14 protein-coding genes are annotated in these 15,310 nt (G+C 65.1%); 8 read left to right on the forward strand and 6 right to left on the reverse strand.

What is annotated here, in order from left to right:
* Position 1 precedes the first annotated feature (1 nt).
* Both ACZ5BT_RS08540 and ACZ5BT_RS08545 read left to right on the forward strand, forming a co-directional pair.
* Positions 2 to 1,741, forward strand: a complete 1,740-nt coding sequence (locus ACZ5BT_RS08540; RefSeq protein ID WP_464884172.1) for an ABC transporter ATP-binding protein — start codon at positions 2 to 4, stop codon at positions 1,739 to 1,741.
* Positions 1,738 to 3,525, forward strand: coding sequence for an ABC transporter ATP-binding protein (locus ACZ5BT_RS08545; RefSeq protein WP_464884173.1), 1,788 nt, complete (start codon positions 1,738 to 1,740; stop codon positions 3,523 to 3,525). Before ACZ5BT_RS08540 ends, ACZ5BT_RS08545 begins: the two co-directional genes overlap by 4 nt.
* Before the next feature lie 53 nt (positions 3,526 to 3,578).
* Here the strand turns inward: ACZ5BT_RS08545 and ACZ5BT_RS08550 are convergent, their stop codons facing one another.
* The 5 genes from ACZ5BT_RS08550 to ACZ5BT_RS08570 all read right to left on the reverse strand — a co-directional run bounded on the left by ACZ5BT_RS08550 (position 3,579) and on the right by ACZ5BT_RS08570 (position 8,582).
* Positions 3,579 to 4,337, reverse strand: coding sequence for a LamB/YcsF family protein (locus tag ACZ5BT_RS08550; RefSeq protein WP_464884174.1), 759 nt, complete (start codon positions 4,335 to 4,337; stop codon positions 3,579 to 3,581).
* 66 nt (positions 4,338 to 4,403) lie between these two features.
* Complete coding sequence (locus ACZ5BT_RS08555; RefSeq protein ID WP_464884175.1) at positions 4,404 to 5,114, reverse strand: c-type cytochrome; 711 nt, start codon at positions 5,112 to 5,114, stop codon at positions 4,404 to 4,406.
* 66 nt (positions 5,115 to 5,180) lie between these two features.
* A complete protein-coding gene (locus ACZ5BT_RS08560; protein ID WP_464884176.1) occupies positions 5,181 to 6,437 on the reverse strand; it encodes a sulfite oxidase in 1,257 nt (418 codons plus the stop codon).
* 164 nt (positions 6,438 to 6,601) lie between these two features.
* On the reverse strand, positions 6,602 to 7,558 hold the full coding sequence (locus tag ACZ5BT_RS08565) for a bifunctional enoyl-CoA hydratase/phosphate acetyltransferase (RefSeq protein WP_464884177.1): 957 nt from the start codon (positions 7,556 to 7,558) through the stop codon (positions 6,602 to 6,604).
* Entirely contained in the window at positions 7,542 to 8,582 is a 1,041-nt protein-coding gene (locus tag ACZ5BT_RS08570) for a butyrate kinase (protein ID WP_464884178.1), read from the reverse strand. The genes ACZ5BT_RS08565 and ACZ5BT_RS08570 overlap by 17 nt, the downstream gene beginning before the upstream one ends.
* Before the next feature lie 71 nt (positions 8,583 to 8,653).
* On the opposite strand from ACZ5BT_RS08570, the gene ACZ5BT_RS08575 reads away from it, so the two are divergent.
* The 3 genes from ACZ5BT_RS08575 (at position 8,654) to ACZ5BT_RS08585 (ending at position 11,388) form a co-directional block, all read left to right on the forward strand.
* Positions 8,654 to 9,835, forward strand: a complete 1,182-nt coding sequence (locus ACZ5BT_RS08575) for a S1C family serine protease (RefSeq protein ID WP_464884179.1) — start codon at positions 8,654 to 8,656, stop codon at positions 9,833 to 9,835.
* 102 nt (positions 9,836 to 9,937) lie between these two features.
* Entirely contained in the window at positions 9,938 to 10,492 is a 555-nt protein-coding gene (locus ACZ5BT_RS08580; protein ID WP_464884180.1) for a class I SAM-dependent methyltransferase, read from the forward strand.
* Positions 10,489 to 11,388: a 5-(carboxyamino)imidazole ribonucleotide synthase gene (locus ACZ5BT_RS08585; protein WP_464884181.1), complete on the forward strand. Its 900-nt coding sequence runs from the start codon at positions 10,489 to 10,491 to the stop codon at positions 11,386 to 11,388. The genes ACZ5BT_RS08580 and ACZ5BT_RS08585 overlap by 4 nt, the downstream gene beginning before the upstream one ends.
* Positions 11,389 to 11,444: 56 nt before the next feature.
* Here the strand turns inward: ACZ5BT_RS08585 and hemW are convergent, their stop codons facing one another.
* The gene (gene hemW / locus ACZ5BT_RS08590; protein WP_464884182.1) at positions 11,445 to 12,557 is read right to left on the reverse strand and encodes a radical SAM family heme chaperone HemW; all 1,113 of its coding nucleotides are present in this window, start codon (positions 12,555 to 12,557) and stop codon (positions 11,445 to 11,447) included.
* 18 nt (positions 12,558 to 12,575) lie between these two features.
* Between hemW and ACZ5BT_RS08595 the strand changes: the two genes are divergently transcribed.
* The 3 genes from ACZ5BT_RS08595 to ccsA are packed head-to-tail and all read left to right on the forward strand — an operon-like array spanning position 12,576 to position 15,244.
* Complete coding sequence (locus ACZ5BT_RS08595; protein WP_464884183.1) at positions 12,576 to 13,280, forward strand: uroporphyrinogen-III synthase; 705 nt, start codon at positions 12,576 to 12,578, stop codon at positions 13,278 to 13,280.
* Positions 13,281 to 13,310: 30 nt separating this feature from the next.
* On the forward strand, positions 13,311 to 14,507 hold the full coding sequence (gene hemA, locus ACZ5BT_RS08600; protein WP_464885807.1) for a glutamyl-tRNA reductase: 1,197 nt from the start codon (positions 13,311 to 13,313) through the stop codon (positions 14,505 to 14,507).
* On the forward strand, positions 14,504 to 15,244 hold the full coding sequence (ccsA, locus tag ACZ5BT_RS08605; RefSeq protein WP_464884184.1) for a cytochrome c biogenesis protein CcsA: 741 nt from the start codon (positions 14,504 to 14,506) through the stop codon (positions 15,242 to 15,244). Before hemA ends, ccsA begins: the two co-directional genes overlap by 4 nt.
* Positions 15,245 to 15,310: the final 66 nt, after the last annotated feature.

A 15,310-nucleotide genomic window follows, 5' to 3' on the forward strand; every position in this document is an offset into this window, starting at 1 on the left:
TGTGAGAACTGACCGGTCAGTTCCACCCCTGCACCGGCTTTTGGCCTTCGTCCGCCCCTACCTCTGGAAGTACGTCGTGGGCATCGCTTCGGGGACGCTGTCGCTCGTGTTCTCGGTGCTCGCGCCCTACTTCCTTCGCCGGACGATCGACCGGATTCAGGCGGGGGAGGCCTACCTCCCCTTCATCCTGGGCATCGTTGCCGCCGGCCTCCTGGCCGGACTCTTTTCCTGGTTGCAGCGGTGGGTGGCGATCGGGGCGAGTCGCGAGGTCGAGGCCGATATCCGGGAATCCCTCTTTCGCCACCTCGTGCGGCTCGACTTTTACTACTACGCCGAGAAACCGGTGGGCGACCTCATGAACCGGCTCAATACCGACCTCCAGGCGGTGCGCGACATGCTGGGGCCGGGGATCAACATGGGGTTCCGCGTCACCCTCTTTATCGTGTTTGCCTTCGCGGCGATGTTCTTGGTGAACCCGGGTCTGGCGGCGGGGGTTTTGGCCGTGGCCGTGCCGACGGTGCTGGTCGCGCGCTATTTGATGCACCTCGCCGACCGGCGCTGGCGCGAGGCCCAGGAAGTCTACGACCGCATCGCGGCCAAGGCCGAGGAGGACATCGCCGGCATCCGGGTCATCAAGGGGTTTGCCCTCGAGGCCAAGGAACGGGAAGCCTTTGTGGCATTGAACCGGGCCTACATCGAAAAGAGCCTGGCCCTGGCCCGGGTCGAAGGGCCGCTGCAAGCCGCCATGAGCTTGCTCCTTGGCATCGCGGTGCTGATCGTTTTGCTCAAGGGCGGGGGCGAGGTGGTCGCCGGCCGGATGACGCTCGGCGAGTTCGTCCAGTTCAACGCCTATTTGACCCTCCTCACCTGGCCGGTCTTGGGTCTGGGCTGGGTCCTGGGCATTTTCCAGCGCGGCCAGACCAGCTGGCGCCGCTTGCTCGAACTCTTCGACGAAGTTCCCCGGGTGCGCGACGGTCCGGAGACCGATCCCGGCATTCGTGTCCTTTCCGGTGAGGTCGTCTTCGAACGGGTGGGCCTCCGTCTCGACGAACGGCGGGTCCTGGCCGAGATCATGCTCCGCTTGAAGCCAGGCATGACGCTCGGGGTGACGGGTCGGACTGGAAGCGGCAAAACCATGCTGGCCCGGCTCATTCCGCGGATCATCGACGCCAGCGAGGGAACGGTCTACGTCGGCGGTCATCCGGTGCGAAAGATCCCCATCGAAACCCTGCGCCGGAACGTGGGCATGGCGCCGCAAGAGCCGTTTTTGTTCTCGGAGTCGGTGTTCGACAACATCGCCTTCGGCCTTGAGCGTCCGGATCCTGACCGGGTGGAATGGGCGGCCAAGCTGGCCGGTGTCCACGAGGAGATTCTCCGGTTCCCCAAAGGGTACGACACCAAGCTCGGTGAGCGGGGGGTGACCCTCTCCGGCGGGCAGCGCCAGCGGGTGGCCCTGGCCAGGGCGCTGGCAAAGAAGCCGGAAATCTTAATCCTCGACGACGCGCTCTCGGCGGTGGATACCGAGACCGAGGCCAAGATTCTCCAGGGTCTGAAAGGGGTGCTCGGGCAGCAGACGACCCTCATCATCAGCCACCGGGTGAGCGCGCTCCGGCACGCCGATTGGATCGTGGTCCTCGAGGGCGGCCGGATTGTGGAGGAAGGGACCCACGAGTCGTTGTTGCGGCTCGGTGGCCATTATGCCGAGCTTGAGCGCTTGCAGCGTCTGGAGGAAGCGCTGTGAACCAGGAACCGCGCGCGACCCAGTTCGACCCCCAGCTCGCCAGGCGGGTGCTGGCATTCGTCAAGCCCTACTGGAAACAGGTGGGCCTGGCCCTGTTTTTCATCCTGATCACGACCCTCGCCGCGAACGCCCTGCCCCTGGTCTTTAAATTCGCGATCGACGGGGCTCTGGCCCCGAAAACGCCACTCCCCCTGGCGGAGCGCTACCAGACCCTGGCGGTTGCGGCGATGGTTTTCGTCGGGCTCAGGGTTTTGGACTTCGTTACCCGCTATGCCCAGACCTACACCTTGGCCTGGATCGGCCAGCACGTGCTCTATGACTTGCGGGCTGCCATCTTCGACAAGCTCCTCCGTCTTCACGTGGGATTTTTCGACCGCACGCCGGCCGGCCGGCTGCTCACCCGCCTGACCTCGGACGTCGACGCCATCCAGCAGTTCATCACCGGGGGGCTGGTGGGGTTTGCCGCCGACCTCTTCATGCTGGTCGGAATCATGGCTTTCATGTTGGTGCTCGACTGGAAGCTAGCGCTGGTTGCCTTCGCGGTCATGCCCTTGCTCCTTTTGGTCACCACCTGGTTGCGAATCCGCATGCGGGCAGCCTATCGCGAGATGCGGGCCCGGCTCTCCCGGATGAACGCCTTCTTGGCCGAGAACCTGGCGGGCGTGCTCACCATCCAGCTCTTCGTTCGCGAGCGGCGTCAGGAGGAAAAATTTCAGGAGAAAAACCGCGAGCTCCTTGCGGCTTACATCGAGGTGATTCGCTGGTTCGCACCCTTTTTCCCGGTGGTGGGGTTTTTGGGCGAGCTGGCGGTGGCCAGCGTGCTCTACCAGGGCGGGGGAGAGGTGCTCAGGGGCGCGGTGACGCTGGGGTTGCTCGTGGCCTTCATCGATTACACCCGCAACTTCTTCGAACCGCTCAGGGACCTCTCCGATAAGTTCAACATCTTCCAGTCGGCCATGGCCGCGGCCGAGCGGATCTTCGGCCTCCTCGACGAGCCCGAGTATGTGACCGACCGCCCGGGGGCCAAACCCGTCAGCCGGCTCCGCGGGGAAATCCGGTTCGAGGACGTGTGGTTTGCCTACCAGAACGAAGAGTGGGTCCTCAAGGGCGTGAGCTTCGTCGTTCGCCCCGGGGAAAAGGTGGCGTTGGTGGGGGCGACCGGGGCCGGGAAGACCAGCGTCATCAGTTTGATCTCTCGTTTTTACGACGTCCAGCGGGGCCGGGTTTTGGTCGATTGGGTGGACGTGCGTGACTACCGCCAGGCCGACCTGCGCCGGGCGGTGGGGATCGTCATGCAGGAACCCTTCCTCTTCGCGGCGTCCATTTTGGACAACCTGCGCCTGGGCGACGAGGGGATCTCGCTCGAGCGGATTCGCGAGGTCTGCCGCATGGTCGGGGTCGATGAGATGATCATGAAAAGGCCCCAGGGCTACCACACCCGGCTCGGTGAGCGCGGCGCCGGGCTCTCAACCGGCGAGCGGCAGCTTCTGGCCCTGGCCCGGGCCATGCTCCACAACCCCGATATTCTGCTGATCCTCGACGAGGCCACGGCCAACGTTGACAGCGAAACCGAGGCTAAAATGCAGGCCGCCCTCGAGCGGGTCAGCGAGGGGCGAACGGTCATCCTTATTGCGCACCGCCTCTCGACGGTGAAAGACGTCGACCGGATCCTGGTCTTCCGCCGCGGCGAGCTGATCGAAGAGGGCGATCACGACCACCTGCTCCGCCAGGGGGGATACTACGCCAAGCTGTATGCTCTGGCGGGCGGGGCCAGTTTGGGATGAGCAGTCGGGCGCTCAGGGAAAACGCGGGACGCTACGGATTCGCCGGCGCTCGCTCAGTAGGTCTTCAGCTCCACACCGGCGTCGGTGAGGGCTTCGCGGACCGCGCGGGCGATCTCGACCGATTCGGGGTTGTCGCCGTGAATGCAGAGCGTCTCGGCCTCGATGCGCACCTTCCCGCCATCGAGGGCATCGATTTCCTGGTCCAAGACCATGGCCACCGCCCGCTCGGCCGCTGCTTTGGGGTCGCGGATCAGGGCGCCGGCCATGCTGCGAGGCGCGAGGCGGCCATCCGAGAGGTAGGCGCGGTCGGGGAAGGCTTCCCTCACGTAGCGGACTCCCACTTCTCGCGCGGCTTCTTCCATCAGGGTGCCGCCCAGGAGCACGAGCGGGACTTCGGGGTCGTAGTCCTTGATGGCCTGGGCCACGGCCTTGGCCAGCGGTTTGTCTTTGAGCATCCGTAGGTACAGCGCCCCGTGGGGTTTGACGTGGTGGAGGGGGAGACCTGAAAGGCGGAGGAAGGCGCTGAGGGCCCCGATCTGGTAGAGCACGTCGGCGTAGGCCTGATCAGGGGTAATGGCCATGTCCCTGCGCCCGAAGCCCACCAGGTCCGGGAAGCCCGGATGGGCGCCGACGGCCACGCCGTGCGACTTGGCGAGCCTCACCGCTTGCTGGATGGTCAGGGGGTCACCGGCGTGGAAACCGGTGGCCAGGTTGACCGAGGTCAGGAGCGGAAACAGCTGTTCATCCTGCCCCAGCTTCCAGCGACCGAAGGATTCCCCGGCATCGGCATTGAGGTCAATCCACTTTCCCATACCACCATGTTAAACCGGGCGCGAAGCCCGGTTCGATGAGAGGCGATCGGCCGCGTGAGGTCGGGGTCATTCCATGCGTTTGCGGTATTCCAAGACCTGCTGGGGGCTGAGCCCCTTTTCCCGGAGCCGGGCGACGTCCTCGGGCGCAAGAGGCTTGGCCCCTTTTTGCGCCAGCGCGTCGTTGCCCCAGCTGCTGCGCACGAAATTGATCACCGCCGCGATCTGGGCGTCGGAGAGGTGGCCAAAGGGCGGCATGGCGCCGTTGTAGGTCTGGCCGCCGACCTGAATGGGGCCTTGCAGGCCGAAGAGGACGACGAGCGTCGCGTAATCTGGGTCGGCGAGCAGCTTCGGGTTCTTGGCCAGCGGGGGAAAAGCCCCGGGGACGCCTTGTCCGGCTGCCTGGTGACAGGCGGCGCAGTTTTGCGCGTAAACCTTGCTGCCATCAAGCTGATTGGTGGGTGCCGTTGGGGTTTGTGCCCGTTGCTCTTGATCCGGCGGCGGTGGCGGATTCGGGCCCATGTAGGTCACGAAGTAGTTAAGGAGAATGTCGAACTCCTCTGGGGTGATCTCCATGCCGGCCTCTTCCATCGACCGAATGGTATCGATCCAAGCACTTCGATCGATGCCCGCAGAATCGAGCACGTAGCCGAGGTCATGACAGGCCTGACAGCGGGCATACACCAGATCTTTCCCGGGGCCGTCGGGTAAGGTTGTCAGCTGGGCGTACCCAATGCCGAGGGTTAACAACAAAAAAGTCATCAAGAAAGTGCGTTTCACGGGACACTCCCATCACAGCTGTGGCGGAGGAGGGAGGTCCCGGGCCTTGCCCGGGACCTGGCGTGCTTAGGAAACCTTGACCGTGATGCGGTCGGCACCGTTCCACTCATAACCCGAGGGGTTCCAGTCGATTCCACCGTTGAGGGGTTGGGTGCGCCCCAGTTTGTCGATTGCGCGGACCCAGATCTCCCGTTCGCCTGCACTGAGGGCGACGTAAGTTTCCCAGTGAGTCCATCCGAATGGCGAGTCTGGCGCCTGGGGCTTGGCCGTTTGCCACGTCTTTCCCCGGTCAATGGAGACTTCGACTTGGTCAATGGGGACGACCCCGTCGTTCCAGGCGACGCCGCTGACCTTAACGGTCCCGGCCTTGACGGTTTCACCGTCTAGAGGAGAGAAGATAACGCTTTTGATCTTCTGGTGCCAGCTCGGCCGGGAGTTCACGAAGTTGTAATCCGATTTGGAGAATTTTCCTGGCTCGACCGGATAGAGCGGCACGCGATAGCGAACCGTGTGGTTGTAGTTATAGGTTTCGTGGGCCTCAAAGCGCAGCGTGCCGATCCACTTCACATTCATCGTGCCGTAATATCCGGGCACGACCAGACGGACGGGGCCGCCGTGGACCGCTGGGATGGGCTCACCGTTCATCTCGATGGCCAAGATCGCGTTGTCTCGGACGTAGGGGTCTGTCCAGGGGAGGCTGTGCTCGAAGTCGGGTTTGGTGCCTGACGGCAAGTCACGACCGTTTGCGGTAAGGTACTTCGCGCCTTGTTCGTACACCTCGACCTTGAAATACTCGAGGACATCCTTGAGTTTGGGGCCTTTCCAGACGGTTTGCCCCATGCCCCCGTGTTTCCACTGGGTTCCCGAGGTTTTCTTGGCGTATTTGGCGTAAAAGCTCCGCCCGTTCCCGGAGCACTGCAAGACCATGGTGACTTCCTGCTGGGGAAGTTTCCTGAGCTCCGTAGCCTCAAAGCGTGCGGGTCGGCGTACGAGCCCGACAATCTCGATGATCCAACCGGCAAGGGGAAGCGCCTCGAGCGTCTTCCCTCCAGCTAGAACCTGGTTGTTTCGAACGAAGAAGAGCTCTTTGGGGGTGATTTTATGTTCCCGTAGCAGAGGGAGGGGCGTTTCGAGGACGCCTGTGCGGGTGTTGTGGACCAGGAGCCTTGGATCCTTGCCGATGATCACCTCGCTGGCTTTTGGAGCAGCCTGGGCTTGGGCCCTGAGGACGCTGGGAAAAAACCCGAGCATGGCGGCAGCGGCACCTGTCCGCATGAGGAACTGCCGGCGGTCTATACCATGACGTTCATTTTCCTGTTTCATAGTGCACACCTCCGAAATCTGTGTTGATTCACCTTTTATACCTTCGAGGTTGTACCGGGACAAGTGTCCCACATCACAGTGTGTCCGTTGGACCGCTTGCGACTTATCCCGCCCAAGTAAAAATGCGCTGGTCATCGGACCAGCGCACGCCCGTATCGCTCGCTTTAAGCGACGTGGGGGAGGCGTTCGGCCAGGATGACCGCGAGAGCGAGGGAGAGGAACTTGACCTCCTCGGGGTCGGCGCGGCTGGTGAGGACCAAAGGCGCCTTCGCGCCCATGATGATGCCCGCACCCCGGACCCGCGCGAAGTAGATGAGGCTTTTGTAGAAGACGTTGCCCACGTCGATGTTGTCGACGATCAGGATGTCCGCCTTGCCGGCCACCGGGCTTTGGATGCCTTTGATGCGCGCCGCCTCGAGGCTCACCGCGTTGTCGAGCGCGAGGGGGCCGTCGATGGTTGCCCCTTTGATCTGACCCCGGTCGGCCATCTTGGCGATGATCGCGTCCTCGACCGCGGTCTCCATCTCGGGGTTGACCACTTCGACCGCGGCGAGGAGGGCGACTTTGGGCTTCGGGATGCCGAGGGCGTGGGCGAGCGTCACCGCGTTTTCGACGATCTGAATCTTGGCCTTGAGATCGGGGTTGATGTTCATCGCCCCGTCGGACATCAAAAAGAGCCGGTCGTACCCCTTGCTCTCAAAGACCAGAACGTGCGAAAGCAACTTCCCCGTGCGCAGCCCCCATTCCTTATTGAGCGCTGCCCGCAAAAAGTCGGAAGAGTGGACCAGCCCTTTCATGAGGATGTCGGCCGCGCCGGAGGCCACGGCTTTGGTGGCCAGGACCGTGGCCTCGACCGGGTCGCGTGCCGGATGGACCTCGAGGTTGTCCGCTTGTATGCCGAGTTCGGTGGCGATTTTGCGGATGCGCTCGGGGTTGCCAAAGAGTATGGGTTGGATGAGGCCCTCGATCCGGGCTTCGTTGACGGCTTCGATGACGTGGGCCTCGCTGGCGGCGGCAACCGCCACCTTTTTTGGCCCCTTGATCTGGGCGATCAACCGTGCCAGGTCGAGCAGGGCGTTCATGCTGCGAATGGGTTCGATTTCCTTAAACTCCAGATGCATACCTTCGCACCTCCTCGAGGCCCGTGAGGACCCGCGCCGCGCCCGAGGCCAGGGCCTCGGCCTCAAACTCTCCGGGCATGACCACCAGCGGTGCCATCCATTCGATGCGCTCGCGAACGCGGGTCACGACGTACTCAAAGCGCGCGGCGCTGCCGGTGAGGAAAAAGGCATCGGGCCGGGCATGCACCGCGAAAGCGGCGAGGTTCTTGGCGATCTGCAGGGCGTAGGCCTCCACCACGCGCCGGGTCTTTGGGTCGGTGAGGTTCTCCTCGACGGTCTTGAGGTTGTCGGTGCCTAAAAGCCCTAAGAACCCCGAGCGGTAGGCGAGGAGATGGCGGGCGGCCTCGATGCCGCGGGCCTGGACCAGCGAGAGAACCCCGTGGAGCGGTACCGTGCCGGCGCGATTGGCGCTAAAAGGACCTTCACCGAGCAGGGCATCGGTGGCGTCGGCCATGCGTCCGTGCAAAAAGAGCGCCACGCTGCTGCCCCCGCCGAGGTGGGCGCCGATGAGCACGCTCGATTCCAGCGGTTTCCCGAGCTCCTTGGCCACCTTGCGGGCCACGTAGCGGAGGTTGAGCGCGTGGACCCGGCTTTGACGCTCAAGGCCCGGCACCCCCGAGACGCGGGCTTCGGGGAGCATTTCCGACACCGTCGGGGGGTCCACCACGTAAGCCGGGACCTGATGCGCCTTGGCGGCCTCGAGGGCCAGCGGCGCACCGAGGTTGGCCGGGTGATAGCCGTAGGGGCTTTTGAGCGAGGTTTTGGCCAGGACCTCGTCCACGAGGTAGACCCCGGCGGAAACCGGTCCGATCAGCCCGCCCCGGGCGGCGATGGCGGAAAACGGTGCCCAGGTCCGGGCCTGGGCCAGCACCAGGGGCCGGCGCGATTCGAAGTCTTCAAGCGGCGTTTCGCCTGGGCGCGATGGCTTCTCGACGCGCTCCAGCACCTCGACCCGGCCTTCGCGGACATCGGCGAGGGCCAGTTTGGTCGAGGTCGAGCCAGGGTTAATCACGAAAACGCGCACGATTCCAGCATACACACCGCCCCTCACCAAGAGTTTAGAATGCGACGCTAAACTTATGTGCGGAGGTGATTATGAGGTCAAAGTTAGGGCTGTTCCTCGGTGCGCTTGCCCTGGTCGGCGCGGTTGCCGTGGCCCAGGGCTTCGACGCTTCCCGGGCGCTTTTAGAAAACGAAAAAAATACCATAGAAATCGTCCAGCGGGATGCCCCGGGGGTGGTCTACGTCGCGGTGAGGAGCGCCGCGCGGGTGGTCCGCCCTCAGCTGCCGCCGGGTTTTGAAGACTTCGCACCGTTTTTTGAGCCCTACGTGGTTCCGCCCCGCCAGGGCACGGGCTCGGGTTTCGTCATCGACCGCGAGGGCTACGTGCTCACCAACTACCACGTGGTCAAGGACGCCGACCAGATTGAGATTCGCTTCCAGGGGGATCCCAAGGCCTACTCGGCGAAGCTGGTTGGGGCCGTTCCCCCCATGGACATCGCCCTGCTCAAGGTCAAGGCCCCCAAAGACAAGCTCTCGCCCCTCGTTCTCGGTGACTCTGACCAGGTAAAGGTAGGGCAAAAGGCCATCGCCATCGGTAACCCCTTCGGACTGGAGTTCACCGTGACCGAGGGGATCGTCTCCGCCATCCGCCGGAACCCCGGCGTCGAAACCAGTTTGGTGCCTTACCTGATCCAGACCGATGCCGCGATCAATCCCGGCAACTCTGGCGGGCCGCTCCTCAACTCGAGGGGCGAGGTCATCGGCATCAACGCCGCGATCCTGACCCCGAGCGGCCAGATGGGAGCGCCGCAGTTCGCCGGCATCGGGTTTGCCATTCCCATCAACCTGGCCAAGGACTACCTGCCCCAGATGAAAGCGGGCAGGATCCTGAGCGCGGATGAGATCATCAAGTCGCGGCCCCGTCTTGGCGTGACCGTGTTGCCGGTGAGCGCCTATCCGGAAAAGATCCGCCAGCGCTTTAAGCTGCCGGACCAGGGCCTGGTGATCCAGGAGGTGCAAAAGGGAAGCCCGGCCGAGAAGGCGGGTCTGCAGGGGGCGACGGATCACATCTACCTCTATGCGCCAAATGGTGACGTGGTGGATCTCGGTGTCGGCGGCGATGTGATCGTCGAGGCCGATGGAGAGCCCATCGCCTCGATCAACGACCTGCGTGCGGTTCTCTTCAAAAAGAAGGCCGGCGACGCCGTGACCTTGAAAGTGGTCCGTGAGGGGAAGACGCGGACGGTCGAGGTCTTCATTTCGGTGGTGAAGTAGGGCCTTCGTGGCCCCTGCCGCGGCACTCGCCGCGGCAGGGGCCGTATGCTTTTGGCCCGTTCCCTCGATGCGGCGCGCGGTCTGATATAACTGGGCTTGGCCATGGCCCGGAACTGGGATGAACACTATCAAACCTGCGCGCCGCCGAGCGATCCCGCCTTCGTGGTGCGCACCTACGGCAGCCTGCTCCCCGAGGGGGTGGTGCTTGACCTCGCGGGGGGCGCGGGGCGGAACGCGTTTTTCCTGGCCGCACTCGGTCACCGGGTGCTGCTTTTGGAGCAGAGCGAGGTCGCCCTCGCCATGGTGCGCGACGAGGTGGCTCGCCGGGGGCTGCCGGTGCATCCCATCCGTGCGGACCTCGAGGACCCGGACCTGGTTTTGCCTCCAGGGCCGTTCGCCGCTGTGGTGATGAGCTATTTTGTCCACCGCCCGTTGCTCGCTCGTTTTTCCCGGCTGCTCCTTCCCGGAGGGCTGGCGCTTATCGAGGGCTTCGATCGGTATGAGGCGATCCGTCGGGGACGGGGCGAAAGCCCCCGGTACTGGGAGCCCTGGGAGCTTTTGCAACCGCCTGAAGGCCTTTCCCTCCACGCGTTCGGCCAAGGCCGATGGGGGTTTGCCCACCGGACCTTCGCGGTGTGGCGTAAACTCGGCCCGTGAAGATCGGCGTGTCCTTTACCCAGCCCTGGGCCAGGCTCGTGGCCTGGGCGGCGTGGCCCTTGGGGGTCGAGGTTGACCTCGTGCCCCCGGACAGCCCGTCTCGTGGCTACGATCGCCTGATCCGTTTCGCCGCCAGCGAGTTCGAGGATGCCGGGGAAGCGTTCCCGGGGCGGCGGGCGCTCGAGGCGGCGGAGGATCTGCTCGTGCAAAAGCGACTCTTCCGAGCGCTGGGGCTTCTTACCCCCGGGTTTGGCCGGGTCACGAGTTCGGCCGAGCTCGAGGCCATGCAGATGGTGCACGGTCTGGAAGGCTGGCTCCGGGCCAGGGACGGTTCGCGGGCGCTCTGGGTTTCGAGCCGGGAGTTTGCCGTGCCCGAAGGGCAGTGGGTGTTTGAACGCGCCCTGCCGGGTGGTACCGAGCTCCTCCTGATCGCGGTTCGAAGTGGCGATGGGTTTTGGCTCTATCCCCCGGCCGGCCGGGTGGGGGAGGGCTGGGTCGTCCCCTGGGGGCTGGGCGAATCGCTCCTTTTGGAGATCGCCGAGGGGCTTTGGCGCCTGGTACAGGCGCTCGACCACGAGGGGGTGATCGAGGTTCGCGCCCGCATGGATGAAGGCCGGGTCGCGTTTTTGGACTTCACCCCTTACCCCACCGCGCGCGGCCTCTTTACCCTGCGGAGCCTCTCTCACGCCGAGGCGCACCTCCGCGTCGCCCTCGGCTGGCCGGTGGTCGAGCCGGAGTTCCCCGGTCCGGCGGCGGTGGTGCCCCTCAAGAGCCTGAATACGGCGCTGGCGCACCCCTGGCTGAAACCCTTCGTCCTCGATCGTCCTTACGCCGTGTTTTGGGCCGACGACGAAAGCACGCTGCGCCAGCGTCTCCAACTTCTCATGCCCCGTTAGGGCGAGCCCCGGCGCGAGTCGGCGGTCGTCCGCGTTTTAAGGCCACGGCGGGGTATTTAACCATCCTCCAGGGCCTCCCAGAGCTCGAGCACGACCGCGTGCGCCAGATTCAGTCCCCTCGAGGTCGGGCGGAGCCTCGGCGGATCATAGATGACGAGGCCCCGTTGCTCGAGGGCCGCGATCGCGCCCGCGAGCTGCTCGCAGAGCGCGTGGCCGGTTCTCGCCCCAAGCGCCCGAAGGTCCACGCCTTCCCGGGTCCGCAGACCCATCATGATCGCCTCGCGCACGTGCTCGCTTGGGGTGACCGGTTCCAGGTCTGCGCTTTCACCGGCCAGCCAGCGGGGGAGGGGCGGATTCCGCCAGCGCTGGGCGTAGAGGCCGGGGTCTTCGGTCGTTGGCGGGAGGTGTCCAGTGGCGGCGGGTCCCAGCCCGCCCCAAAAGCCCATGCGCCAGTAGACCAGGTTGTGCCTGGCTGCCTCGCCGGGCCGGGCGAAGTTCGACACCTCGTAGCGCACGAGTCCCGCTTCGCCCAGGATCTCTTCCGCGAGCTCAAGGGCGCGTCCCTCCGCTTCCGGATCGGGGTGGAGACCCTCGAGGGCATAGCGGGTCCCGGGTTCCACAATCAGGGTGTAGGCGGAGACGTGACCGACGCCGAGCGCCGTTGCCTCGAGGAGGTCGCGGCGGACGTCCTGGCCGGGAAGACCGAGGATCAGGTCGATGGAGACCCGAAAACCGGCCTGCTGCGCTTCCTCGATCGCGCGGTAGGCGCCCCGGGCACGGTGGGCCCGCCCCAGGGCTTTCAGGACCCGGTCGTCAAAGCTCTGAACCCCGATCGAAAGCCGCGTCACGCCGAGTGTTTTGAGGAGCCGCAACCGCTCGGGGTTGAGGGTTCCGGGGTTGGCCTCGAGCGTGACTTCGCCTCCAGGGGCGACTTGCCAGGGCAGGGTGAACAGCCGGATCAGCTCCGCCTCGCGTAAAAAGCTCGGGGTGCCGCCGCCGAAATAGAGGGTTTCCAGCGGTTCGGGAAATCGCTGGTGGAGCCTCTCGGCTTCCTGGGCCAGCCGGTCGAGGTAACGATCGACGACGTCGCCGTGCCGCCGGACCACGTGGAAATCACAGTAGGGGCAGATGGTGGGGCAAAAAGGGACGTGGACGTAAAGCGAGCGCACCGCCTTTAGACTACTGGTGTGCACGTGGTGCTGACCCGGCCTCCGGAGAAGGACGCCGAGCTCAAGGCTGGCCTCGAGCGGCTCGGTGTCGAGGCGCGTTCGCTCCCGGTGGTGGCCTACGAGGCGCTGCCTGAAGGGGTCGCCTCGCTCGAGGCGTTGTTGACCGAACCCTGGGACTGGGTGGTGGTGACGAGCCCGGAGGCCGCCGAGCACTTTGGACGGGTGTGGGAAAGGCGCGGACGCCCGCCTCTCCCCGTGGCCGCGGTCGGGGAGAGCACGCGGCAGGCGCTCTTACGCCTGGGGATTTCGGCGCGGTTTCTTCCGCAGCGGGCCACGGCCAAGGATCTGGCCGAGACGATGCCCGGTTCCGGCCGCGTGCTCTGGCCGGCTTCGGCCCGGGCCGGGAACGATCTCAGCGATGGGCTTCGCCGGAGGGGGTTTTCGGTCCGCCGGGTGAACATCTACACCCTCCGGCCGCGCGTTCCCGATGCGCGGGAACGCGCGGCATTAAGGGGCGCAGTCGCGGTGGCGTTCGGCTCACCTTCGGCGGTCCGCGCCTGGCTGGCGGCTGGACTGCCCCGGCTCCCCGCGGGCTGCGTCGGTGCGGTGACGGCCCGGGTGGCCCGGGAAGCGGGTTTTCCCGAGGTCAGGTATCCGGAGGCACCGGGCCTTGAAGGGTGGATGTTTGTCCTGGCCCGCCTTGCGGGACGGGTGATAGACTGAAAGGCGATGACGATGGGGCTGCCTGTGCACATGGTGGGGTTATCCCACAAGAGCGCCCCACTGGGGGTTAGGGAGTGTGTCGCCGTCCCCAAGGCGCGGATGAATGAGCTCCTGGCCGCGCTCAGCCAAGAGGCTGAGGAAGCGGTCCTGGTTTCGACCTGTAACCGTTCCGAACTCTACCTGGTAGCCCCGAAGCGTTCGCCGATTGCAATTTACGAGGCCCACCTGGGGGCTTTCCGCGAGTATCTCGTGCACCTGGAGGGGGAAGCGGCCCTCAGACACCTTTTCCGCGTCGCCGCCGGGCTTGAGAGCCTGGTGGTGGGTGAGGCTCAGATCCTCGGCCAGGTGCGGCAGGCGCTTTTTGCCGCCCGCGAGGCCCGGAGTGTCGGGCCCGTGCTCGAGCAGGCGGTGCAGCGGGCTCTCTGGGTCGGTAAGCGGGCCCGCTCCGAGACCGCGATCGGGGCCGGCGCGGTGAGCGTCGCGTATGCGGCCGTGGATCTGGCGCGTTCGGTCTTTGGCGATCTGGCGGATCAGGTGGTCTTGGTGCTCGGGGCCGGCGAGATGGCCGAGCTGGTGCTCACCCACCTCAAGGAGCTCGGGGTCCGCAAGATCTTCGTTTTGAACCGGACCCGGGCTCGGGCCCAGGCCCTGGCCGAGCGTTTTGGCGGCGAGGCCTGCGGTATGGAGGATTTGCCTCGAGGGCTCGAGGCCGCCGACATCGTCATCGCCTCCGCGGCGGCGCCCCATCACGTGGTCCGCGTTCAGCGGGTCAAAGAGGTGCTCGCTAAGCGTGAAAAGCCCCTTTTCCTGATCGATATCGGGGTGCCCAGGAACATCGACCCCGAGATCGCCCGCCTGGCCGGGGCCTACCTCTATGACCTCGACGCCCTAGAGTCGGTGGTGGCGAAAAACCTCGAGGCCCGCCGGGGCGAACTCCCCAAAGTCGAGGCCATCGTCGCCGAGGGTGTCGCCGACTTCCTCGAGTGGTACGCCGGGCACCTGGCCCGCGATCGCATTGGACGCTTGAAGGCCCGCATCTTCGGGCTGGCCGAGGCCGAACTCGAGGCGGCACTCCGGGGCAAGCTGAAAGGGCTATCGCCGGAAGAGGCCGGGGAGGTTGAGCGGTTGGTGCGGCGGATCCTCGCCAAGGCCAGCCACCCCCTGATCCTGCTGGCCAAGGATGGCAGGGTAGGAGAAAAGATCGAGTACGCGCTTCCCCGGCGATGATCGTCTTCTTCGTAGGTCTTGGCGTCTTCGTTCTCGTTTTGGGTCTGGTCTTTGGCCGTTACTGGCCTCTCCCCGCGGCGGGGGCATTCGTCCTTGCCCTGATTCTGCACATCCTGCGCTCCGGTGAGCCCCTGGCCAGCCCCTTCCAGACCGGCATGTTGATTTCCCTGGGGCTGCTCGGCGTGGGGCACCGTTATGCCTGGCGACCGCGACTCGTGCCCCTCGTTCGCGCCGCCCAGGCGGCCGCGGCCTTCACCGCGCTTTTTAGCCTGCACTACTTGAACCGCTTCGCCGAGGGCCTCTCGCCGGGGCTGCTCGCGGTGCACGCCGGGAGCTTCCTGCTGGCCTACGTGGCCTTGACAATCGCCTACATCGCGGCACTGCTCGGTTACGTTCAGCACCTGGCCTTAAAACGGCGGCCCTGGCGGGCCCTCAGCTGGCCGCCGCTTTTGGTGTTGATGGGGCTTGAAGGGCCGTATCTGCGCTTTGGCTACCTGGCCTACACCTTTGGCCTTTTTACCGGCATGGCCTGGGCTTTTCGGCTGTGGGGACAGCCGCTTTCCTGGGATCCCAAGGAGGTGACCACGCTTTTTGCCTGGTCGCTGCTCACCCTGCGGGTGCTGCTGCCGGCTAAGACACTCCCTGGAATCAAGATCGCGGTCTGGACGCTGGCCTTCGTGGTGATCGTTTTGGTCTTCCTGGTGGTGCCGCTTTTCGGGGGCCGCCACCCGGTGTGAGAATGTTAGCCTTAACTTGACAAATTGGAAAAGCAATATTTACAATCTATGGTGAAGGCCCGAGGT

The organism is Vulcanithermus mediatlanticus (genome assembly GCF_055385885.1).

What these genes read in the sequence shown, in the direction of transcription:
- ACZ5BT_RS08550 (WP_464884174.1), bottom strand. Translation starts at nt 4,337, where the DNA reads ATGGGAAAGTGGATTGACCTCAATGCCGATGCCGGGGAATCCTTCGGT.
- ACZ5BT_RS08560 (WP_464884176.1), bottom strand. Translation starts at nt 6,437, where the DNA reads ATGAAACAGGAAAATGAACGTCATGGTATAGACCGCCGGCAGTTCCTC.
- ACZ5BT_RS08565 (WP_464884177.1), bottom strand. Translation starts at nt 7,558, where the DNA reads ATGCATCTGGAGTTTAAGGAAATCGAACCCATTCGCAGCATGAACGCC.
- ACZ5BT_RS08575 (WP_464884179.1), top strand. Translation starts at nt 8,654, where the DNA reads ATGAGGTCAAAGTTAGGGCTGTTCCTCGGTGCGCTTGCCCTGGTCGGC.
- ACZ5BT_RS08580 (WP_464884180.1), top strand. Translation starts at nt 9,938, where the DNA reads ATGGCCCGGAACTGGGATGAACACTATCAAACCTGCGCGCCGCCGAGC.
- hemA (WP_464885807.1), top strand. Translation starts at nt 13,311, where the DNA reads ATGGTGGGGTTATCCCACAAGAGCGCCCCACTGGGGGTTAGGGAGTGT.
- ccsA (WP_464884184.1), top strand. Translation starts at nt 14,504, where the DNA reads ATGATCGTCTTCTTCGTAGGTCTTGGCGTCTTCGTTCTCGTTTTGGGT.